The 21,131-nt window shown below is 36.1% G+C and carries 19 protein-coding genes; 2 read left to right on the plus strand and 17 right to left on the minus strand.

The window, feature by feature from the left end; all coding sequences use genetic code 11:
* Positions 1-14: 14 nt before the first annotated feature.
* From CW751_RS06560 to CW751_RS06575, 4 genes are all read right to left on the minus strand, one after another.
* Positions 15-734, minus strand: coding sequence for a Bax inhibitor-1/YccA family protein (locus CW751_RS06560; RefSeq protein ID WP_101334205.1), 720 nt, complete (start codon positions 732-734; stop codon positions 15-17).
* 105 nt (positions 735-839) lie between these two features.
* Positions 840-1,217 carry an RNA-binding S4 domain-containing protein gene (locus tag CW751_RS06565; RefSeq protein WP_101334206.1) on the minus strand — a complete coding sequence of 126 codons (378 nt, stop codon included), beginning with the start codon at positions 1,215-1,217 and terminating at the stop codon, positions 840-842.
* Positions 1,214-1,567 (minus strand): MmcQ/YjbR family DNA-binding protein, encoded by a 354-nt coding sequence (locus CW751_RS06570; protein WP_101334207.1) that lies wholly within the window; start codon positions 1,565-1,567, stop codon positions 1,214-1,216. The genes CW751_RS06565 and CW751_RS06570 overlap by 4 nt, the downstream gene beginning before the upstream one ends.
* A gap of 5 nt (positions 1,568-1,572) precedes the next feature.
* Complete coding sequence (locus CW751_RS06575) at positions 1,573-2,667, minus strand: fatty acid desaturase family protein (protein WP_101334208.1); 1,095 nt, start codon at positions 2,665-2,667, stop codon at positions 1,573-1,575.
* Positions 2,668-2,836: 169 nt separating this feature from the next.
* On the opposite strand from CW751_RS06575, the gene CW751_RS06580 reads away from it, so the two are divergent.
* The gene (locus tag CW751_RS06580) at positions 2,837-4,027 is read left to right on the plus strand and encodes a phosphoglycerate kinase (protein WP_101334227.1); all 1,191 of its coding nucleotides are present in this window, start codon (positions 2,837-2,839) and stop codon (positions 4,025-4,027) included.
* 187 nt (positions 4,028-4,214) lie between these two features.
* Here the strand turns inward: CW751_RS06580 and eno are convergent, their stop codons facing one another.
* The 4 genes from eno to CW751_RS06600 form a co-directional block, all read right to left on the minus strand.
* Positions 4,215-5,504 carry a phosphopyruvate hydratase gene (eno, locus tag CW751_RS06585; RefSeq protein WP_101334209.1) on the minus strand — a complete coding sequence of 430 codons (1,290 nt, stop codon included), beginning with the start codon at positions 5,502-5,504 and terminating at the stop codon, positions 4,215-4,217.
* Between the two features lie 10 nt (positions 5,505-5,514).
* A complete protein-coding gene (gene carA, locus CW751_RS06590; protein ID WP_101334210.1) occupies positions 5,515-6,630 on the minus strand; it encodes a glutamine-hydrolyzing carbamoyl-phosphate synthase small subunit in 1,116 nt (371 codons plus the stop codon).
* Between the two features lie 115 nt (positions 6,631-6,745).
* Positions 6,746-8,881: a protein-disulfide reductase DsbD family protein gene (locus tag CW751_RS06595; RefSeq protein WP_240612539.1), complete on the minus strand. Its 2,136-nt coding sequence runs from the start codon at positions 8,879-8,881 to the stop codon at positions 6,746-6,748.
* A gap of 199 nt (positions 8,882-9,080) precedes the next feature.
* On the minus strand, positions 9,081-9,371 hold the full coding sequence (locus CW751_RS06600) for a hypothetical protein (protein WP_101334211.1): 291 nt from the start codon (positions 9,369-9,371) through the stop codon (positions 9,081-9,083).
* A gap of 441 nt (positions 9,372-9,812) precedes the next feature.
* On the opposite strand from CW751_RS06600, the gene trhO reads away from it, so the two are divergent.
* On the plus strand, positions 9,813-10,904 hold the full coding sequence (gene trhO, locus CW751_RS06605) for an oxygen-dependent tRNA uridine(34) hydroxylase TrhO (protein ID WP_101334212.1): 1,092 nt from the start codon (positions 9,813-9,815) through the stop codon (positions 10,902-10,904).
* Positions 10,905-11,015: 111 nt separating this feature from the next.
* Here the strand turns inward: trhO and CW751_RS06610 are convergent, their stop codons facing one another.
* The 9 genes from CW751_RS06610 to CW751_RS06650 all read right to left on the minus strand — a co-directional run.
* Entirely contained in the window at positions 11,016-13,106 is a 2,091-nt protein-coding gene (locus CW751_RS06610) for an alpha-ketoacid dehydrogenase subunit alpha/beta (protein WP_205677796.1), read from the minus strand.
* Between the two features lie 103 nt (positions 13,107-13,209).
* Positions 13,210-14,052: a class I SAM-dependent methyltransferase gene (locus CW751_RS06615; RefSeq protein WP_101334213.1), complete on the minus strand. Its 843-nt coding sequence runs from the start codon at positions 14,050-14,052 to the stop codon at positions 13,210-13,212.
* Positions 14,052-14,642, minus strand: coding sequence for a DUF3109 family protein (locus tag CW751_RS06620; protein WP_101334214.1), 591 nt, complete (start codon positions 14,640-14,642; stop codon positions 14,052-14,054). The genes CW751_RS06615 and CW751_RS06620 overlap by 1 nt, the downstream gene beginning before the upstream one ends.
* Positions 14,643-14,743: 101 nt before the next feature.
* Positions 14,744-15,361, minus strand: a complete 618-nt coding sequence (locus CW751_RS06625; RefSeq protein WP_101334215.1) for a hypothetical protein — start codon at positions 15,359-15,361, stop codon at positions 14,744-14,746.
* A complete protein-coding gene (locus tag CW751_RS06630; RefSeq protein ID WP_101334216.1) occupies positions 15,362-15,982 on the minus strand; it encodes a hypothetical protein in 621 nt (206 codons plus the stop codon).
* Complete coding sequence (locus CW751_RS06635; RefSeq protein WP_101334217.1) at positions 15,983-16,597, minus strand: hypothetical protein; 615 nt, start codon at positions 16,595-16,597, stop codon at positions 15,983-15,985.
* The gene (locus tag CW751_RS06640; protein ID WP_101334218.1) at positions 16,594-19,464 is read right to left on the minus strand and encodes a T9SS type A sorting domain-containing protein; all 2,871 of its coding nucleotides are present in this window, start codon (positions 19,462-19,464) and stop codon (positions 16,594-16,596) included. The genes CW751_RS06635 and CW751_RS06640 overlap by 4 nt, the downstream gene beginning before the upstream one ends.
* A 4-nt stretch (positions 19,465-19,468) precedes the next feature.
* Positions 19,469-20,617, minus strand: a complete 1,149-nt coding sequence (locus CW751_RS06645) for a hypothetical protein (RefSeq protein WP_101334219.1) — start codon at positions 20,615-20,617, stop codon at positions 19,469-19,471.
* Positions 20,618-20,821: 204 nt separating this feature from the next.
* Positions 20,822-21,131, minus strand: a 310-nt coding sequence (locus tag CW751_RS06650) for a T9SS type A sorting domain-containing protein (RefSeq protein WP_205677797.1), incomplete at its 5' end; no start/stop codon positions are given.

Here is a 21,131-nt window from a genome sequence, read left to right on the forward strand (position 1 = left end):
TTTTAACAGTTCGTTTAATCTCTACCGCCTAATAAATGTAATAAAGACATAAACAAGTTAATAAATAGAATGTACAATGTTAGTCCACCCATTAAACTCATTTTCTGTTTACTTTCCGAGGAGATAGATGTATCTGTTGCAATCGCCTTTAACTTTTGCATTTCCCAGGCTGTTAATCCAGTAAAGACAAAAACACCAACAATTGATATCAAATAAGCTAACCATTCACTGGCCATAAACATATTGACAATTGCGGCAATAAATATTCCTATAAAGGCCATATACAAAAGACTTCCCATCTTAGATAAATCTACTGATGTCGTATAACCTAAAATTGCCATTGCACCAAAAGCACCTGCCGTCACAAAAAAGGTTGTAGCGATATCCCCTATACTGTATACAAAAAATATAGAGGCTAAACTAGCACCTATTAAGGATGAATAAAGGACAAAAAGACCTACCAAAGCGGCTAAAGAAAAGCTTTGATATTTGGCTTGAATTAAAAACACCAATGCCAATGGTGAAAATGCAACCACATAAAACAATGGACTCACACTTCCTGTAGCCGAATCAATAAACCATTGCATAAACAATCCAGAATTGGCTAAGTACCATGAAACCACTCCTGATACAACAAGCGCCATAAACATGTAAGTGTAAACACCTGTAAAAAACTCCTTAATTTGAGCTTTTGAAGCCGTCTGATTTACGGGCGTATCAATGAAATTTTCCATAACTATTTTCTTATAATTTTAAATGCAAATATAACCTTATTTTCAGAAATAATAAAATGTTTTTTATACTATTCATACCACTAAAAGCGAGGCAAAGAGATGATTTTAAAATTTACGTTTTAAAAAAGCATCTAATTCTCGGCGGTCTTTCTTTGAAGGTTTTCCAGTGCCTCTATGGCGGTATGCGCTTTGAGCAGTTTGATAAGTTTTGTACTTTTCTAGTTCTTCCGGATTCGTCGTATCGATCAAATAATCTTCTACTAACTTTGCTCCTACTCGATTATTCAATAATGCTTTTACTTTGTAAGTAAAAACAGAGGTATGTTTTACAATGCCAATTTCATCTCCCTCTTTGACTTCTCTAGCTGGTTTTACACTTACTCCATTTAGTTTTACCTTTCCTTTTTTCACTTGCTCGGTAGCAATTGAACGTGTTTTTGCAAGACGTGTGAACCACACAAATTTATCTATACGTACACTCATAAACTTAGTTCTTTTTGAATCTTTTTAGAAAATGATGTATGGATTAAATTGTAAGAGTGATCAATTAACTCGAGAATTAATTCATCCGAAACGTCTTCATCAAAAGAAATTGTATTCCAATGCTTTTTATTCATATGGTAACCTGGAACAACTCCCTTAAATTTTTCACGTAACGCAATAGCCTTTTCTGGATCACATTTAAGGTTGCAAGTCCTACTATCTTCCTTTAAACTGAGCAAAGCAAATATTTTACCTTTCAATTTAAAAACTAAGGTCGTTTCGTCAAAAGGAAAACCTTCTTCTGTATGCTTCTTTTGAAGGCAATGGTTCCGAAAAACTTCGGTATTCATAAACCTTAAACTTGGTCTTGTCTACCTAATTTCTTCAACATCATTGCATGACTTTTTATTGCTGAACCAAAAGTTTTCTCAGAGTTATATGGAAGATTAAATTCTTCCGCTGTTTCCCTTACAATTTTTGAAATCTTCTTATAATGAACGTGACAAATGTTAGGAAACAAATGGTGTTCTACCTGAAAGTTTAACCCTCCAACATACCATGATAAAAACTTACTATCTGGAGCAAAGTTACATGTGTTTATTAATTGACTCACAGCCCAATCCGCTTTAATATTACCTGTTTCATCTGGCATAGGATAGTTAGATGAAGGAACAACGTGAGCGGACTGAAATATTAATCCTAAAATTACACCTGTAATAAAATGCATCATTAAAAAGCCTAAAATTGTAAAGTACCAAGCAATAGGACTAAAAATTAATGGTAGCACTAAGAAAACACCGTAATAAAGTATCTTACTAATGATAATGACTGTTAACATACGCGAAAAACTAGCAGACTCAGTTTTAGTAAGACCTAACTTTTTGTAACGTATTGCTTGTTTAAAGTCTTTAACTGTAATCCATAAAAGTGTCATCATTCCGTATAAAAACCAGGCATAGAAATGTTGATATTTGTGGAATGGTTTACGTTCTTCGTGCGGACTAAATCTAAGCACTGATCCTGGATCAATATCCTCATCCATTCCTGTTACATTGGTGTACGTGTGATGTAAAACATTATGTTGAATTCTCCACATTGCATCACTTCCTCCAGCAACACTTAACAATCCTCCCATGAAGGAGTTAACAAATTTACTTTTTGAATAAGCACCATGATTAGCATCATGCATTATTGAAAGCCCAATTCCAGACATCCCTAATGCCATTAAAAGCCACATGATTAAAGACAACCATACAGATTCCACAACAGTTAGTAAAAGAATAAAGGGCACGAAATAAAGCGCAATCATAAAGATTGACTTAAAAATCATAGCTCCATTTCCGTATCTTGTGGTATTATTATCCTTAAAATATTTTCTTACTCGTTTTTGAAGGGTCTTGTAAAAATCAGCGTTACCTGATCGATCAAACTTAATATTTGAATATTGCATTGTATAATTTTAAGGTTTTAACATTTATTCAGATACAAATATATGTAATATTTTTCGTATCCAACTAAAATCTTATGTAACATATGTCTTTTACCTATTTAAAGGTATTTCAATTATACTTTTAACGTAAAATTTAATGAAAGATTGTTTTAAATTTGTAGAAAAAAAGATGAATTCAATTTCTGAGGCTAAAATTAAAGACAAAAAGGTACTAATAAGAGTTGATTTTAACGTTCCACTCAATGAGAACCTAAAGGTAACAGATAACACACGTATAAAAGCTGCTGTTCCAACTATTAAACACGTCCTAGAAAACGGCGGAGCCGTGATACTCATGTCGCATTTAGGAAGACCCAAAAGTGGTCCTGAAAACAAATATTCACTAAAACATGTGGTGAGTGCTTTGGAAAACTTAATTGGCAAGGAAGTAACATTCGTAAACGATTGTATAAGCAATGAAGCTTTTGAGACAACTAAAGATTTAGCAATGGGTGAAATTGTTTTGTTAGAAAATCTTAGGTTTTACCCTGAAGAAAAAAATGGCGATGTAGCATTTGCTGAAAAATTAGCAAAACACGGCGATATATACGTAAACGATGCTTTTGGAACCGCTCACAGAGCACATGCAAGCACCGCAATAATTGCGCAATTCTTTCCTAAAAATAAGTTTGTTGGTTTACTTCTAGCAGACGAAATAAAAAATATTGATGCAGTAGTTAAACATCCAACCCCACCAACAACAGCAATTATTGGAGGAGCAAAAGTAAGTTCTAAAATTTCGATTATCAAACAATTGATGGATAGTGTAGATAATATAATTATTGGTGGCGGAATGGCCTACACGTTTATTAAAGCTAAAGGCGGCAAGGTTGGTAACTCCTTAGTTGAAAATGATTATCTTGAAACTGCTCAAGAAATTCTCACTTTAGCGGAAAAAAATAATGTTTCGATTTACTTACCATGCGATACAATTGTAGCGGATGATTTTGCAAATGACGCGAATGCAAAAACCTGCGACATCAATGAAATTGAAGACGGCTGGATGGGACTAGATATTGGAACGCAATCCATACAAGAGTTTAATACTATCATACAATCTTCGCAAACAATTCTTTGGAACGGTCCAATGGGCGTTTTTGAAATGGAAAATTTTAAACAAGGTACTGTTGCAATTGCAAATGCATTGGTTAATGCAACGCAAGCAGGCGCATTTACACTTGTAGGAGGTGGAGATTCTGTGGCAGCTATCAATCAGATGGATTTAGCAGACAAGGTAAGCTATGTTTCAACAGGTGGTGGCGCTATGCTAGAGTATCTTGAGGGTAAAACTTTGCCAGGAATTAAAGCGATAGCCGAATAAATCTATTGGGATCAATCTCAAAAGTTGGGGAGGGAGTGGTTTTAACCACTTTTATGCATAATCCCCAATAATTAGTCTTGATCCGTATATTGTTTTTAACTTTAATTTTAATACAAAAAAGAGGTAAAAAAAAGAGGTGAAAAATAAATTCCACCTCTTTTTATAAAATCATACAACTAATTTTCTTTTACTTCTTAACAAACTTAAAGTCCAACCCTGGATAATTAGCGCTATCAGAAAGTTCTTCTTCTATTCTGATTAACTGGTTGTATTTTGCAGTTCTATCACTTCGTGAAGCTGATCCTGTTTTAATTTGACCACAATTTAAAGCTACTGCCAAATCAGCGATGGTTGTATCTTCAGTTTCTCCACTTCTATGACTCATCACAGAGGTAAAACCATTTTGTGTTGCCAATTGAACTGCCTCAATTGTTTCGGTTAAAGTTCCAATCTGATTAACCTTAATTAATATTGAATTAGCAGACTGTTCTTTAATCCCTCTTTTCAGCCTTTTGGTATTGGTTACAAACAAATCATCACCTACTAACTGAACTTTATCTCCAATTGCGGAAGTCAACATTTGCCATCCTTCCCAATCATCTTCGTCCAAGCCGTCTTCAATAGAAACAATTGGATATTTATCTGCCCAATCTTTCCAATATTCAACAAACTCAGCTGAAGTCATTTCCGTACCAGTAGATTCAAAAATATATTTCTTTTTTTCTTTGTTATAGAACTCTGAACTTGCAGCATCTAAAGCAATCCACACATCTTTGCCTGGTGTAAATCCTGCTTTAGATATGGCTTCTAAAACAAATTCAATTGCTTCTTCATTTGATCCCAAGTTTGGGGCAAAACCACCTTCATCTCCAACATTTGTAGAATATCCTTTATCTTGTAACACTTTTTTCAAATGATGGAAAATTTCAGTCCCCATACGCAAGCCTTCAGAGAAAGAACTTGCTCCGAAAGGCATAACCATAAATTCTTGAATATCGATTTTATTATCAGCATGAGACCCTCCATTCAGAATATTCATCATTGGCACCGGCATTGTGTTTGCGCCTACTCCACCAACATATTTAAAAAGCGATAAATTCGATTCAGCGGCTGCCACCTTTGCAACAGCTAATGAAACACCCAGAATTGCGTTTGCTCCTAGTTTAGACTTATTATCGGTTCCATCTAGCTGCATTAATTTGTAATCAACTGCCTTTTGGTCAAACAAATACGTTCCTTGTAAAGCCTCATTAATTGTAGTATTTACGTTAGCAACGGCGTTTTGAACACCTTTTCCTAAGTATCGATTTGGATCTTCATCTCTCAACTCAACAGCCTCATGAACTCCTGTTGACGCTCCTGAAGGAACCGCTGCTCTACCGATACGTCCATTGGAAGAATATACATCTACTTCCAAAGTTGGGTTTCCGCGAGAATCTAAAATTTGACGTGCAAAAATATTAGCTATATAACTCATATTACTTTTTTTAAGATTGTTTATAGGTATCCATGTTGGTGATAAACTGATCAAATAAATACCTTGAATCGTGTGGACCTGCAGATGATTCTGGATGGAATTGAACAGAAAAAACGTGCTTATCTTTTAATGCAATTCCTGCCACAGTATTATCATTCAAATGAGAATGTGTGATTTCAATTTCTTCATGATCTTCTGCACTCATACGAGAAACAACAAACCCATGATTTTGACTTGTTATTTCTCCTTTTCCTGTTTGGTGATTTAATACAGGATGATTCAAACCTCGATGTCCTTGATGCATTTTCTCCGTTGTCAAACCTTGACTTAATGCGATAATTTGGTGTCCCATGCAAATTCCAAAGATGGGTATATTTGTTTCAATAATGTTTTTCACCAACTCATGCGAAGATTTCATAACGGCAGGGTCTCCAGGTCCATTTGACAACATAAAACCATCGGGCTGGTACGCTAAAAGCTCCTCCAATGATGTACTCATCGGAAAGACCTTCACTTCACAATCACGTTCATTCAAACACCTTGCAATACTCGCTTTCGAACCGAAATCTACAAGTGCAACTTTATAGTGGCTTTTCCCTGTAGTTGAAGGCAAAACATATGCTTCTTTTGTTGAAACTCTACTTGCCAATTCAAGCCCTTTCATAGAAGGAATATTTTTCACTTCTTCTTGCAAATCTTCAACACTCACATTTTCTTCAGAAGAAATAATTGCATTCATCGCACCTTTGGAACGAATATAACGCACTAAGGCACGCGTATCAATATCTGATATTCCTACTTTACCATCTTTTATAAGGAAATCTTGGAGTGACATTTCTGAGATATCACGTGATGCTACTTCCGAAAACTTTTTAACGATAATTCCAGCGCATTGGATACTGTCTGATTCAGACTCAACTGGAGTCGTTCCGTAATTACCGATATGTGGCGATGTCATGATTACTAATTGTCCTAAATAGGAAGGATCTGTAAAAACCTCTTGGTATCCTGTCATCCCAGTGTTAAAAGCAAGCTCACCCGCCGCTTTTCCTATTTCCCCTACGGCTTTTCCTGTAAATGTAGTGCCGTCTTCTAAAACTAAAACTGCATTAGTGCGTTCAATCATTTCTCTATCGTTTTGACAAAAGTAATACTTTAGTTTTGACAAGTAAATGATTACAAGAAAAAGTTATTAACCTTTAAAAACTCAGGTCAACAAAAAGGCAATTGTTATATGAAAATCATTTATTTTTGTCGTTCTTGTATGCATTCAGCCCGTCTTCCAACCATTTTCTAAAATCCGCTGGATTACTGTGGTTTTGGTAATCAGCTGGACCAATATCCAAATCTTCTCCTTCGCCGTTTTGTAAAATATAATAAGGCTGTGCTGTCACTTGATATTCTGAAACTTGTTTAAACGACCATTTATCACCTGTTGTTTTCAGCTTTTTTTCTCTACCATTTGGAAAAGTCACCGTCACTTGCTCTTCTTTTGGCAAATCGATTCTTTCATCAACATAAAGAGAAACAATAACAACATCATCTCGGAGCATTTCTAATATACCAGGTTCACCCCAAACACTCTGTTCCATTTTCCTACAATTCACACAATTATGACCTGTAAAATCAACAAATAAAGGTTTATCTACTTTTTTAGCGTGAGCTAAAGCTTTATCATATTCATGAAACACCATTATATTTTGAGGTCCTAAGAAGGTACCTTCAATATAGTTTTCTTTTGTGTTTGCAGAAGAGCCTCCTCCACCAAAGCCTAATGGTGCTTCACTATAACTCATTGGTGGTGGAAAAGCACTAATGATTTTTAAAGGCGCCCCCCACATTCCAGGGATAAGATAAATAACGAAAATAAGAACTGTAGTACCGAACAGTGTTCTACCCACAGACAATTTTTCAATTGGACTATCGTGAGGAAGTCTAATTTTACCAAATAAGTAAAGGGCTAAGACTAAAAACACACCAATCCATATGGCAATAAAAACTTCTCTTTCTAGTAAGTGCCATTGAAGCGCTAAATCTGCATTAGATAAAAACTTGAATGCCAATGCTAATTCTAAGAAACCTAAAACTACTTTTACTGAGTTCAACCAACCTCCAGACTTAGGCAATGTATTCATCCATCCAGGGAAGGCTGCAAATAAAGCAAACGGCAATGCCAACGCTAGGGAAAAGCCAAACATACCTATAAAAGGGGCTAATCCCCCCTCAGATGCAGCTTGAACGAGTAGAATCCCAACAATTGGGCCTGTGCACGAAAAAGAAACCAAAGCAAGTGCTAAAGCCATAAAGAAAATCCCAACAAAACCTCCTTTGTCTGCTTTTGAATCAGCTTTATTCGCCCATGAACTTGGTAAACGAATTTCAAAAGCTCCCAAAAATGAAACAGCAAAAACAACCAAAATCAAAAAGAAAACGAAGTTAAAAATAGGGTCGGTTGACATCTTATTTAACGATTCAGCACCAAATATTGCAGTCACAAGTATGCCTAACAAAATATAAATTACGATGATTGAAATCCCATACTTAATAGCATTATTGACTCCTTGTTTCTTTGTTTTACTTTGTTTTGTAAAAAAGCTTACTGTCATTGGTATCATAGGAAAAACACATGGCGTAACAAGTGCTAGAAGCCCACTACCAAATGAAACTGCGAAGATCCACCATAAAGAACGATCTGTCGGATCATTTTTATTTTTCTTTTTCTCTTTCTGTTTCTTTTCGTCTGAAACAACTCCGGCATTCTCAGTTTCAACATTATTTCTTTTAACATCATCCGTTACCGATGCGTTATCGTCACCTTCATCAGAGATAGACTCATTAAGTTCACTGCCTTCCAGATCATCAATGGCTTCATCAAGATCAGCGTTATCATCAAGAGCGCTTGAAGTTAGATCTTCACATCCTTTAACATCGACTGTGAAGGTTTCTTCAAAAGGAAAAAGACATTTTACTGAATCACATGGTTGAAAACCAAAATCAAGCTTGAGTTGGAAATCATCTTTTGATTTGACTTTAATTTTTTGTTTTAATTCAAAACGGCCTGTGTGGTATCGTAAATTTTCTTCCGAAACCTCATCAAACTCTTCTGTTGGTGTTGGCTCAATTACCTCACCTGACAAAATGTAATTATCTGATTTGTGAACCTTAAACGTTGTTGGAATTCCAAAATTATCTTCTGGCAGTGTCAAAGCGTTGATATGCCAATGCTCGTCAACTTTCATTTTTCCAACAATTGTTGCGTCACAACCATCTTGGATTACCTTAAACTCCCAATCTACTTTATCTTCGGGCATTTCCATTTGGGAAAAGCTTAAAAAGCTCAACAATAATCCTAAAATTAAACCAATCGATCTTATCATTTTTGTCTTATTTTGGTAAGTTATGAAGTATTCATACCCAAAGTTAGAAGCGGGTATAATTGATCAAAACTCAACGCGTAAAAAAATTTAACGTTTTAAATCAATAAAAAAGCACAGAAAAATCTGTGCTCACAAAAATAGGGAAAGTCTTTTGAAAAATCTGTTGATATGTTAAATCATTCTTGTATTCCTAAAACCTTTATAAAATTTTAACCTTGTGGATACTTGAGATAGGTAGCCAAACTCCACCTTTCAAACAAATATATTTTAACCCAGTTGACCAAATAGTGGTTTCTACTTGTTTTAACCCCTCATCATCTTCAAAAATTATAGCTACTTTACCATGATGCAAATTACCAAGTTTTGTAGCCTCTAATAAGCTTGGCATTAAATCTTCTTGTTGATGAATTTTTTTCTTTTGATTGAACTTCAAACTAGAAACCAGTTCTTTTTCAATCAGTTTTGGTTTACCTATAATCGTCTCTTGCATAGTAATATGTTTAATTGAATCCAAAAATTACAGATTAAAATGTTAATATCCTAAATATTCAATAAAAATATCACACAAGAGCCATGGAGAAATAGTTGAATAAGTAATAAAAACTACAGGGTCTCCCCCTTTAAATCGCAGAATGTAAAAGCCAATTTACACACCATCCAAGTTCACTATTTTGAATTGATCATCAAAGTCTCTTACTAGATTAAACGAAATTGCTTATTGCGATTTAAATGGATAACCCTAAAAAATTATTTGTTCTTACGTTACTTTTCCACCATAAATAGTGTTACAAACATCAATATTATTTTCTTCACAAGATCCTTCGGAAAACAACAAAATCAAAATGGAATCTACATAAAATAAGCAATTGAATGATTTTTGAAACTATTTATTTAAATTTGTCCTTCTTTAATCATATAAAATATACATAGCATGCAACTGTGGAATAAATTGAGTAAAGAGGAGTTAGTGGAAAAGCTAAAAGAACGTGGGACGAAATTCGTTACCGTTTCTTTTTATCAATATGCCGATATCCCTAACCCTCAAGTTTTCAGAGACCACCTTTTTCAAATGTGGGATAAACTCGGAATTGTTGGTAGAACATATATCGCTACAGAAGGAATTAACGCCCAAATTGGTGTTCCAGCGGATCAATTCGAACAGTTTAGAAAAGAATTATATGAAATCTCTTTTCTAAACAACATTCGACTCAACATTGCTGTTGACGAAACAGAAGCTGAGTTTCCTTTTCTCAAGTTAAAAATAAAAGTTAGAAAGAAGATTTTAGCCGATGGACTAAACGACAGCACTTTTGATGTTAGAAATAAAGGAAAACACCTTAAAGCGGATGAATTTAATGCTTTAGTTAATGATTCTAACACCATCTTGATTGATATGCGCAATCATTACGAAACTGAAGTTGGGCATTTTAAAGGAGCAATCACTCCAGATGTTGACACATTTCGTGAGTCTCTGCCTATAATTGAAGATGAAATCCTAGCAGGAAACGAGGATAAAAACATCGTTATGTATTGTACAGGAGGAATTCGTTGTGAGAAAGCATCTGCTTGGTATAAACACCGTGGATTTAAGAATGTACATCAATTGGAAGGCGGGATTATAAAATACGCCAATGATTGTGCTGACTTAGGTATTGAAAATAAATTTATTGGTAAAAACTTTGTTTTTGATGAAAGAAGAGGTGAACGAATCACCGAAGACATTATATCGGTCTGCCATCAATGTGGATCTCCTGCCGACACACATACCAATTGTTTAAATGACGCTTGTCATTTGTTATTTATTCAATGTGAAAGCTGCAAGGAAAAAATGCAGGGTTGTTGTTCATCGGAATGTCAAGAAATATACAATCTACCCGAAGAGAAACAACGTGCTTTGAGAAAGGGAAAAGAAAATAGCAATAAGATTTTCAAAAAAGGTCGATCCGACAAATTGAAATTTAAAGGAAACAACCAAAAACCTTTACGAGTAGCGCAACCAATTGCAGTAAAATCAAAAGACTAAAACGCGCGTTAAACTAGGAGAAATTGTTTCAAGAAATAATGCTAAACTTGAGTATTAGCATTAAAAACAACAAATAGAATCTACTAGAAGTAAGTAGGTTCTATTTTTCTTTTAATAAGAAATTAATATACTTAACTCTTCTTCCACTTTCTCCGCATTCGGTAATAAAGCAAACTCCAAATCACTGTGCAAAGGAATCGCTGGTGTATCCACTGCTCCAACAATTGCAACTGGTGCGTCCAAGTATTCGAAACATTCACGCTGAATTCTTCCTGCTAATCCTAAAGTAAAACTCGCTTCGATAGATTCTTCTGTTACCAACATCACTTTACTGTGTCTTTTAGCTGCTGAATAAATTGCATCTGTATCGATTGGACTCAGTGTTCTTAAATCGATAATTTCAACAGCACCCGGATAGTTTTTAGCAGCAGTCTTTGCCCAATAAACACCCATTCCGTAGGTAATTATTGCAACACTTTCTCCACTGTCAATTTTTTCTTGATCTGCAGTTTGAACAGTTCTTGCTTTTCCAATTGGAATAACGTAATCTTCATCAGGTTCAACAGACATAGCGCCTTCCGTTCCTTTTATTTTCGACCAATACAAACCTTTGTGTTCTAAGATAAGAACCGGGTTTGGATCATAATAAGCTGCTTTCATTAATCCTTTCAAATCTGCACCTGTAGAAGGATACACGACTTTAATTCCACGAATGTTAGTCACTACCGATTCCACACTTGAAGAATGGTAAGGTCCTCCAGAACCATACGCACCAATTGGAACACGAATCACCGAGCTTACCGGCCATTTTCCATTCGAAAGGTAATTACTACGGCTTAATTCTGTGAATAATTGGTTGAGTCCAGGCCAAATGTAATCGGCAAACTGAACTTCAACGATGGGTTTTAGTCCTACAGCTGACATTCCTACCGTACTTCCGATAATGAATGCCTCCATAATTGGTGTGTTAAAAACCCGACTGTCTCCGAACTTTTTACCTAAAGTTGCTGCTTCTCTAAAAACACCACCTAGTCTTGCTCCAACATCTTGACCGTACAATAAAGCTTCTGGATGTTTTTCCATGATCTCACGTACCGCAAATAAAGCACAATCTACCATGACCGTTTTTTGCTTCCCTTTGGGTTCACGTTCACCTTTTTCTTCGGTGATTGGAGTCGGTGCAAAATAGTGGTCTGTGATACTCGCTGGATCTGGATCTTCAGCATTTTTTGCTTCTTCGTAGACCTGGTCTACTAATTTCTTTGCTTTCGCTTCGTAATTGACTAAATCAGCTTCATCAATTCCAATAGCTCTTGCTAATTCTTTAATTTTCGGATAAGGATCTCTTGTCGCGTGTTCGTCTAAATCATCACGGTAAAACTCCATACGTACACCCGAAGTGTGGTGACCTAATAATGGAACTTTCGCATGAATTAAGAATGGACGGCGTTCTGTTCTGATGAGTTTCAATACTTTTTTAATCATATTGTACGACTCTTCAAAGTCAGACCCATCAATAGAATAAACCTCAATACCTTTAAATCCACGTGCGTAATGCGCCATATCTTGGGCACGAATTTCTTCGGCACTTGCTGAAATATCCCATTCGTTATCTTGTACTAAATATAATATGGGTAACTGTTTTAATGCCGCCATTTGAAGCGCTTCAGAAAACTCTCCTTCTGTACATGCAGCGTCACCGATTGAACAAACAGCCACTGGATTTTCTCCATTATAATCTTCGGATAATCCTTCAATTTCTTTGTATTGAATTCCCATAGCAACTCCTGTCATTGGAATGGCTTGCATTCCTGTTGCAGAAGATTGGTGTGGGATTTTCGGCATATCTGGACGATTCAAAGAAGGATGAGAATAATAGGTTCTTCCTCCAGAAAAAGGATCGTCTTTCTTTGCGAAGAGGTCCAGCATTAGTTCATAAGGTGTAATTCCTAATCCTAATAAAATGCTGTCATCTCTATAATACGGTGCTACAAAATCTTGAGGATTCAATTGCATTCCTAAAGCCAACTGTATGGCTTCATGTCCACGCGATGTCGCATGCACATATTTACTTGTAATTTCTTTATGGGCCTCATACTTTTCGGATAGGGTTTTTGCAGTACACATCAACTCAAATCCTTTACGCACTATCGATTGATCAATTTTCACTGTCTTCTTTTTGGCTGTATCTGTATTCGGCATAATTTCAAAATTTTGGATGGCTAAGATAGTGAAAATATTTTGGAATAAGGGCATTAATTTGTGGGTATTGGGGCGTTATGTAGGGACGATTTGCATATCGTCCCTACTTATAAGCCCTCAACAAGTGCCCGAAAAACATATCCTTCCCTGTAAATGTCTTCTTCCACAATTCGGAAACCTCCGCTTTCGGAAAATGTTTTTTAGCGAAATAATTGATTTCTTTGAGTTTTACTTTTGGAGAATAGGTGTTGAGAATTAATAATCCTCCAGGGTGTAAAAGTTGTGAAGCGACTTCAATAAGTTCTTCGAGTTTATGCTCGATTTTCCATTTTTCTTTTTTAGCACCGATTCCCCATGCGGGTGGATCCATGACAATTAAATGGTATAAATTTCCTCTTTTGAGTTCACGTTGAGCAAATTTCATGGCGTCTTCATGCATCCAACGAATGTCTTCTAATCCTGAGGATTCCATGTTAGTTTTCGCCCAAGAAATGAGTTGTTTTACAGAATCTACATGCGTGACTTCAGCACCGCGTGACTTCGCAACTACTGAAGCTGCTCCAGTATAGGCGAAAAGATTGAGCATTTTCATTCCTGGTGAAAGGTGATCTAAAATCAGGTTCCAATTCGTGGCTTGTTCTGGAAAAAGTCCCACATGTTTGAACTTTGTGGTTTCGAGATTAAAAGTCAAATGCTTGAATTTCACCGCCCATTCTCCTTCGGGTAATGCTTGACGGATAACCCACTTTCCAGCCGTATTTCCTTTAGGAACAAATTCCAAATGAGCGATTTCATTCCATTCTTCTTCTGGCATTCCAGGTTTGAAATACGCTTGTCTTTCCGGACGAATGGTCACGATATTTCCCCAACGCTCCAGTTTTTTTTCATTTCCTGCGTCGATGAGTTCGTAATCTTCCCAATTTTCACTGTAGGTTTTTTCTGCCATTACTTGTCGCTGTCGTTTTGATTTTCAAGTTCCTTATGCACTTGCTGCAATGACGCGAAAAACTCTTCGCCATAAGCACGTGTTAACGGCTCATTTAAGAATTGATAAACAGGAACGTTTAAAGATTCACCTAAAACACAACCCGGCTTGCAAATATCTATTTCCTGATAGTTGAGGGCCGTAAAACTATCGTATTCTTTCGCACGAATAGGGTAGAGCTCACATGAAATTGGTTTTTTCCAATCTATTTCTCCATCGCGGTATGCTTGTTCGATGGTACATTTTGTTGTTCCATCAGGATCAAATGCGACAAATGCACAAGCACCACCTTCCACAAGACTGGTTACAGGTTCTCCAAAGTCATCGAGATAAGAAACACCATCTTTTTCGACTTTAGCAATTCCCTCTTCCGTCATGTAAGGCTTAATTTTCGGCAAGAGTTTTTCAATGATTTTTATTTCATCGTTCTTCAATGGAGCACCGGCATCACCTTCTACACAGCAAGCACCTTTGCATTTCGATAGGTCACACACAAACTTGCGTGAAAACAACTCATCGGTTACTATTTTATCGTCAATTTCTATTAACATGCGGCAAATTTACCGAAAGGAAATGATGTTGCATAACATATAGAGTGAATTGTTTGGGGAGATGTGGTTTTTGGATGAGAATTTTTGGATTTGTATTTCATTTAGTAAAATATAGATAAATCAGTGTTTTGACCTGGAACCAATATTACTGTGTCGACACCAGTTGTTACACCTGAAGGTCTTGTAACTTTCCATTCAAAATATCTTGTTCCAGCGGGCACTTCAGCGTATCCACCTGCAACATTAGAGAAACAACCCTCCAAATCAATCGACCAACCAGTCCATTCTGTATAGGTATATCGATCTCGAATAACAAAGACATCATTTGCACCTTCGCAATTTACGTTTTGAATGTTCTGTTGCATATATGCACACTCCGCAAATTCAAACTCTGCTTTGAAGTTTTCGCCATCCTCCTCACTAAAATACAATTGTATATTCTTGTTATAACAGGAGTTTTCAGGTTCAACTACGCGAACACCATGCCCTTTATTTTTGGATAATCGCTCAGTAACAACCGCTTCGCCGTTCGCATCCAGTGCACCCGTGGCAACTGTTTTGGATTTTGTGCCACCGTTTATATTCGTATAAGTTACCACATAATAGGTTAGACCTGGATAAGGTTCACCTGTAGCTGCATTTGTTGCTGTGATATGGATGGTTTGCTTTTTTTTACAGGAAACAAACAGAAGCAACGATATGATGAGTAAATATTTCATTTAGTAGTTTATTTCATAAGTTTTATATTCTCCAGGAGCATAGAATACAGTATCATAGTATATGCTATTAGTTCCATTTCTCGAAACTTCCCATCTAAAATACACATTCCCCATTGGAATATCTGAATATCCATTGGTTTCCCAATAAGCACAGCCCATGTGTTCCCAGCCGAAATTACCATTAATGGATCCTATTTGATTCTTTCGAAAGAGAACAAATTTATCGCTGGCGCCATTGCAATTAGCGTTGTTGATAATAAGCTTAGAATAAGCACACTCCGCAAATTCAAACTCTGCTTTGAAGTTTTCGCCATCCTCCTCACTAAAATACAATTGTATATTCTTGTTATAACAGGAGTTTTCCGGTTCAACTACACGCACCCCACGTCCTTTATTTTTGGGTAATCGCTCAGTAACAATCGCTTCGCCGTTCGCATCCAGTGTACCCGTGGCAACTGTTTTGGATTTTGTGCCACCGTTTATATTCGTATAAGTTACCACATAATAGGTTAAACCTGGATAAGGTTCACCTGTAGCTGCATTTTTTGCTGTGATGTGGATGGTTTGCTTTTTTTTGCAAGAAACGAACAAGATTAATGCTATGATGAGTAGGTATTTCATTTAATAGTTTATTTCGTAAATTTTATATTCGTTAATGTCGAGATTAAATGTATCATAATAATCTGTTGAAATATTGTTTTTCGTTACTATCCAATGCAAAGTATAAGTCCCTATCGGCACTTGAGTTGGGGATGTAGTAGAATTGGCACAACCATGTAATATCCAAGGAATATTTGAAGTAGAATGCATCGTATTGTCGATGTAAATTTCAATTTTATCACTTGTATCTATGCAATTAATATTTGTAACCTTTCTTTGAAGTGTTGCACACTCCGCAAACTCAAACTCCGCTTTGAAATTCTCTTCATCACTAAAATACAATTGTATATTCTTGTTATAACAAGAGTTTTCGGGTTCAACTACACGCACACCATGTCCTTTGTTTTTGGATAATCGTTCTGTAACAATCGCTTCGCCGTTTGCGTCTAATGTACCCGTAGCAACAGTTTTGGATTTAGTACCGCCGTTTATATTTGTATAGGTTACCAAATAGTAGGTTAAACCTGGATAAGGTTCACCTGTAGCTGCGTTTTTTGCTGTGATATGGATGGTTTGCTTTTTTTTACAGGAGAAAAGAAATAAACCAACCAATAATAATAAAAGTAACTTTTTCATAAGGCAATTATTTTTTTGGTTTGCACCCCGTTTGAACTCATCCATTTTAGAAAGTAAATTCCTTTTGGGAGTTCAATAAACACGGTTTGAGATAATACTCTATTTTCTTTAATGATTTTTCCGTTAGTGTCTGTAATGATATACGAGCCCTCTGGCTCCGGAAATTCAATCGTAAACCCTTTATCCGAAGGATTTGGATAAACTTTTAAAACTGTTTTTTGACGGGCTTCATCATTTGTGTTGTCATCTTCAGCTTGCATAAGTTGCTTTTCATCAGCTCTCTTTTCATTGTGCTGACCATTATTTGTTTTCATACCTTGCTCTCTTGGTCTTGAACAACCATCACAATGCACAAATGCGTGATACTTGCTTCCTTGTTGGGTGTGAAAACCAGGTTTCATCACTACACCATTACAAGCATAGGCGTTTACTTCTCCTGTTTTCTCAATGATAAAAGGCCCAAGATTGGTTTTTGGCGTAATTGTATCACCAATAATTACTTTGTCATAAGCTTTATACCACGCTTTGTAGCGATAATTGGGGGCCCACTGGATGTGGTTTTTACCAATCGTTTTATTTTGTAGGTAAACGATATCCGCCTCTACTTCGTCGAGAATAAAGTTTCGGGTATGCACAAGGTAGGTGTCATCTAAATCATCATCATCAACAGATTCTTGCATCTTGATGTGCTGATAAGTTTGGGGATCACAATAAATTGCTTCAAATGGAGTGATGTCGAAATGCGTATTGGGGTGAGCGAGATTAGGGTAGCCGTAAGTATTTGATGGAAAGTTAATATCGAAATTAAATTCATTATACATTAACCCTTCGTCCTTCAAATTGTAATACAAATCATCGTTTTCCCATATTGTTGGGTTTATCCCTAAGGCAGAAACCATAGGCAGAAAGTTCATGTTTCCATTATAATGTTTAGTTCCTAGGAATAAACCAGTTGTACGCAAGATAACAATTGGTGAAACGGGAAACCACCATTGGTCATAAAACTCATTTTTATACCCTCCTTGTGCCATATCCCATTCGTAAGCGCCGTTGGTTTTGTAATGGCGGTGAAGTAATATAGGCACAATAAAGGCTGCCATTCTTATTTCTCTTCTTTTAAATACACTTGATGCAGTTCCTTCTCTTGATGCATTAATACGCCGATTTATATGTTTCCATCCAATAAATGCTGGAATGGGGTAGTTTTGTGTAAAAAGTTTTTCACCTGGGGAAAGTCCAAATTCATCGTTATAATCTGCTGAATTATGTCCCGTAGAAACAGCGACATTTCTAGTGAAAGTTGGAAAAGTTCTGCGCAAGTCATTTATTGGGGTAAACTGATGGTTAAATGAATTTTCTAAATTATTCATTAAATTTTGTCGTATTACATCAGGTGCTGGATAGATAATCCTATCACTGTTGCTTGAGGAAATCGTACTCCCAGCAATATGATTTATTAGCATAGATCTTGAGGCTGCATCTTTTAAATTATCATAAACTGCAGCGGCTATTGGATTCCATGTTCTGTTAAATTCATAATATACAGCTTGGGCGAACATTGGCACATTGGCACCCCAATGTGGAGAGTCAAACGGTATATACAACCTTGTATGATGATGAGGTGTTCCCCATTCCATGTGTTCTTTTTCTAGCACCTTTAATGCCCATCTCCAATGTTGTCCACCAGCACTAAACCCAATCGCAATATTCTCCCAATTTTCGTTAGGGAAATTTTCCTTTTTCTTTTGGTTAATGTGTTTTACGAAACCAGCTAATATTCCACCAGCATGATCAATTCCTCTATTTCCAGGTGTCTGTTTGATAAAAATCACATCATATCCCATTTCAGATAATGATGATATTAAGGATTTAAAATCAAATTGATCGTAGTATTTTCGAAAAGATACATTTTGTATTGATGGTCTGTAAGGTGGTGCAATAATTACTGGTCTTCTTATTTTGTTACTGTTTCCGCATCCGTATTTTATGGCATATTTTATGTCATGATTATCACTCGGATATTTTATGTTTTTTTTGTCCCATCTGTTTACTGACTTTTCTTGATACCCTCCTTGATTCTTGTATTTATATATCTCAGTGGTCAAATAAAAGCTGAGCGTATCATTTTGGTTTCTTCCATTTAATGAATAATTCACTGCGGCTCTTCCAACTTGTCTATCTTTCACAATACGATAATTAATTTTATTATTCTTTTCAGAAAATTCCTGAAAACCATTTCCTACATCTAATTGAATAGAAAGAAGTTTTATGTTAGGCCCTGTAGAAATAAAATCCCTATTGTACTTAATAATTCCGCCTTCGTAACCATGCTTCCCATATAACTCCAGTAAAGCAGCGTCTTTAAACATTACTTTACTATAAATCTGCTTTTCATCAAAAGCAGGATTTAATTTAAGTTGACTCCTTTGATTGGAGAAAGCGTTTTGTTTTTGATAAAGATTGCTGTCTATTTTACTCATCTCATGCAGCAATAACCCAAAAGGCTGTATGACCTTCTCTTCTTCACTCTCTCTCTGATATTGCAAATAGGAATTTGTTATTTTATTGATCAATAACGTATCAGGCAACATGTATTTTGGATTTGTATAGCTTACACCAATATCAGAATACGCCTGTAACCAAGAATACGCATCTGCAATTCCAGAATAATCGCCTTTTATTTGCTTGATTAATAGTTCGTGCTCTGATAAAGAACGGTCAAATAAAGCATTTCCGTATAATTCTGCGTCGAGTAAACCAAATACAACATCTGCTACTTCTCTAGCTGTAGTGTATTCCAATGTATCTTTCTGCCCCCACCCGTTAAATCCAACAAGCAAAAGCAATCCTAAAATTAGCTTTTTCATAGTTCTACTTTTTGTTTGTGAGTTGCTTCAATTCTAAAATCAATTCTTGTTGTAAACGAATGGTTTCTTGTTGCGCTTCAAGCAGTTTTTGCTGTTCATTTAAAACTTCTTCTTGATTTTCAACTTTTTCATTGATTTCAAGCAGATACAGTGTTAACTCTTCAATTTTCTCCATTGATGTTTTAGCAGCTTCTCCTAAATTAACTCCTTCTGTTTCTATTTCTATTGCAGAAGGAACGTTCGGTAAATGGCCGTTAGCAACAATAAAGGCTTTCACTTCATTTAAAGGCATGAGTGGGTAATCTTTTTTGAAAACATAGTCTGGCCAAGCAGCAAGGTCTACTTTAATTTCTCGGGCACGCAGCAGTCCATCGTTATCTAATTGGAGAAGTTTATATGGATTTTGACCATTCATTTTCTCAATAAGTAAGGAATGTGTATCGAAATTATTTGATGTTCGGATATGAAGTTTCGCTTCTGGTTTTATCCCAACTCCCAGCTTAACGTCAGGTTTACATTTACTATTTAAAATAAACATGCGTTGCGGGTCACGTTGCCAATCGGGTGCTGAATAAGAGATGTTTCCATAAATGTCAGTTAAACAATGTACCATTTCCACCTCAGTCGCATAGAATTTGGATTTAAGGTCACCGCCATTCACGACATCACCGTTTTGGTCAATCATTAAAAGACCGTTTTCATTCAGCGATGTATCTATTAAAGGCTTCAATTTTAAACTTCCTTGGTGAAGCGTTAGGTTTCCGTACACATCTAAATCTTTTTCAACGCGTGCAGATTTATTGAATAACACATTGTCGTTTGCCATAAATACTGAATCTATGCGGACACGGCCATTTACATGGAGTTTTTCAACAGGATGAAGCGTTCCAATTCCCATATTTCCATCATGGCTAATACGTACACGCTCTATATTGTTAGAACGGAATCTTAAACAAGCATCGTTGGTAGTTCCTATAAAAGCACTTGAATCTGCTGTGTTTCCATGCGTTTTCCATTCAGGGTTGACTTGTGAAAAGGCTGTATTGCTGCTAAGGGAAATAGCGGCAAATAGCACGAAAGCTATTAGTTTAACGGTTGGTAAAGAAGTGTGTGTGTGTGTGGCAAACACACGATTTGTTGAAATCATTTCCATAATAGTAAGTAATTAGTTTACACTAAGTAACGATTTTTTTTTAAGTTTTCAAAACTTTTGTTGTGATAGGCTGTTGATTTTTCTGCAGATAAGCTGGTGTAGTCGTTTGTCATGGGGAAGAATGTTTTCTCCTGAAAAAAATATTTTGTAATTCACTTTGACCTCGGGTTGAAAGGCTAGTAAAAGTTGTGTAGTGTATTGAATTTAGCTTTGCTCTAGTTGATACATCATGAGTGAAAAAACTGATGGACGCTTTTTATTGAGCTTTGATTTTATAATATAAACACCTAATTTCAAATCCCCAAGATCAATCGTAGTGATGGATTGTTCAGGTGTGGTTTGCAACACCTTATTTCCTTGTAAGTTGTAAAAAACAACTTCGTCTGCAATGCTTCCATGATTACTTTTAATGGTTACCGTTTGCTCGGCGGGGTTGGGATAGATGATGTAGTCCTGCGCTTCAACTCGCTTATTTAAGCCTGTAGCTTTTGTCATAAGACTAATTAAGTTGATT

The organism is Brumimicrobium salinarum (assembly GCF_002844555.1).
Lineage (GTDB): Bacteria > Bacteroidota > Bacteroidia > Flavobacteriales_D > Crocinitomicaceae > Brumimicrobium > Brumimicrobium salinarum.

What these genes read in the sequence shown, in the direction of transcription:
- CW751_RS06560 (WP_101334205.1), bottom strand. Translation starts at nt 734, where the DNA reads ATGGAAAATTTCATTGATACGCCCGTAAATCAGACGGCTTCAAAAGCT.
- CW751_RS06565 (WP_101334206.1), bottom strand. Translation starts at nt 1,217, where the DNA reads ATGAGTGTACGTATAGATAAATTTGTGTGGTTCACACGTCTTGCAAAA.
- CW751_RS06570 (WP_101334207.1), bottom strand. Translation starts at nt 1,567, where the DNA reads ATGAATACCGAAGTTTTTCGGAACCATTGCCTTCAAAAGAAGCATACA.
- CW751_RS06575 (WP_101334208.1), bottom strand. Translation starts at nt 2,667, where the DNA reads ATGCAATATTCAAATATTAAGTTTGATCGATCAGGTAACGCTGATTTT.
- CW751_RS06580 (WP_101334227.1), top strand. Translation starts at nt 2,837, where the DNA reads ATGAATTCAATTTCTGAGGCTAAAATTAAAGACAAAAAGGTACTAATA.
- eno (WP_101334209.1), bottom strand. Translation starts at nt 5,504, where the DNA reads ATGAGTTATATAGCTAATATTTTTGCACGTCAAATTTTAGATTCTCGC.
- carA (WP_101334210.1), bottom strand. Translation starts at nt 6,630, where the DNA reads ATGATTGAACGCACTAATGCAGTTTTAGTTTTAGAAGACGGCACTACA.
- CW751_RS06595 (WP_240612539.1), bottom strand. Translation starts at nt 8,881, where the DNA reads ATGATAAGATCGATTGGTTTAATTTTAGGATTATTGTTGAGCTTTTTA.
- CW751_RS06600 (WP_101334211.1), bottom strand. Translation starts at nt 9,371, where the DNA reads ATGCAAGAGACGATTATAGGTAAACCAAAACTGATTGAAAAAGAACTG.
- trhO (WP_101334212.1), top strand. Translation starts at nt 9,813, where the DNA reads ATGCAACTGTGGAATAAATTGAGTAAAGAGGAGTTAGTGGAAAAGCTA.
- CW751_RS06610 (WP_205677796.1), bottom strand. Translation starts at nt 13,106, where the DNA reads ATGCCGAATACAGATACAGCCAAAAAGAAGACAGTGAAAATTGATCAA.
- CW751_RS06615 (WP_101334213.1), bottom strand. Translation starts at nt 14,052, where the DNA reads ATGGCAGAAAAAACCTACAGTGAAAATTGGGAAGATTACGAACTCATC.
- CW751_RS06620 (WP_101334214.1), bottom strand. Translation starts at nt 14,642, where the DNA reads ATGTTAATAGAAATTGACGATAAAATAGTAACCGATGAGTTGTTTTCA.
- CW751_RS06625 (WP_101334215.1), bottom strand. Translation starts at nt 15,361, where the DNA reads ATGAAATATTTACTCATCATATCGTTGCTTCTGTTTGTTTCCTGTAAA.
- CW751_RS06630 (WP_101334216.1), bottom strand. Translation starts at nt 15,982, where the DNA reads ATGAAATACCTACTCATCATAGCATTAATCTTGTTCGTTTCTTGCAAA.
- CW751_RS06635 (WP_101334217.1), bottom strand. Translation starts at nt 16,597, where the DNA reads ATGAAAAAGTTACTTTTATTATTATTGGTTGGTTTATTTCTTTTCTCC.
- CW751_RS06640 (WP_101334218.1), bottom strand. Translation starts at nt 19,464, where the DNA reads ATGAAAAAGCTAATTTTAGGATTGCTTTTGCTTGTTGGATTTAACGGG.
- CW751_RS06645 (WP_101334219.1), bottom strand. Translation starts at nt 20,617, where the DNA reads ATGGAAATGATTTCAACAAATCGTGTGTTTGCCACACACACACACACT.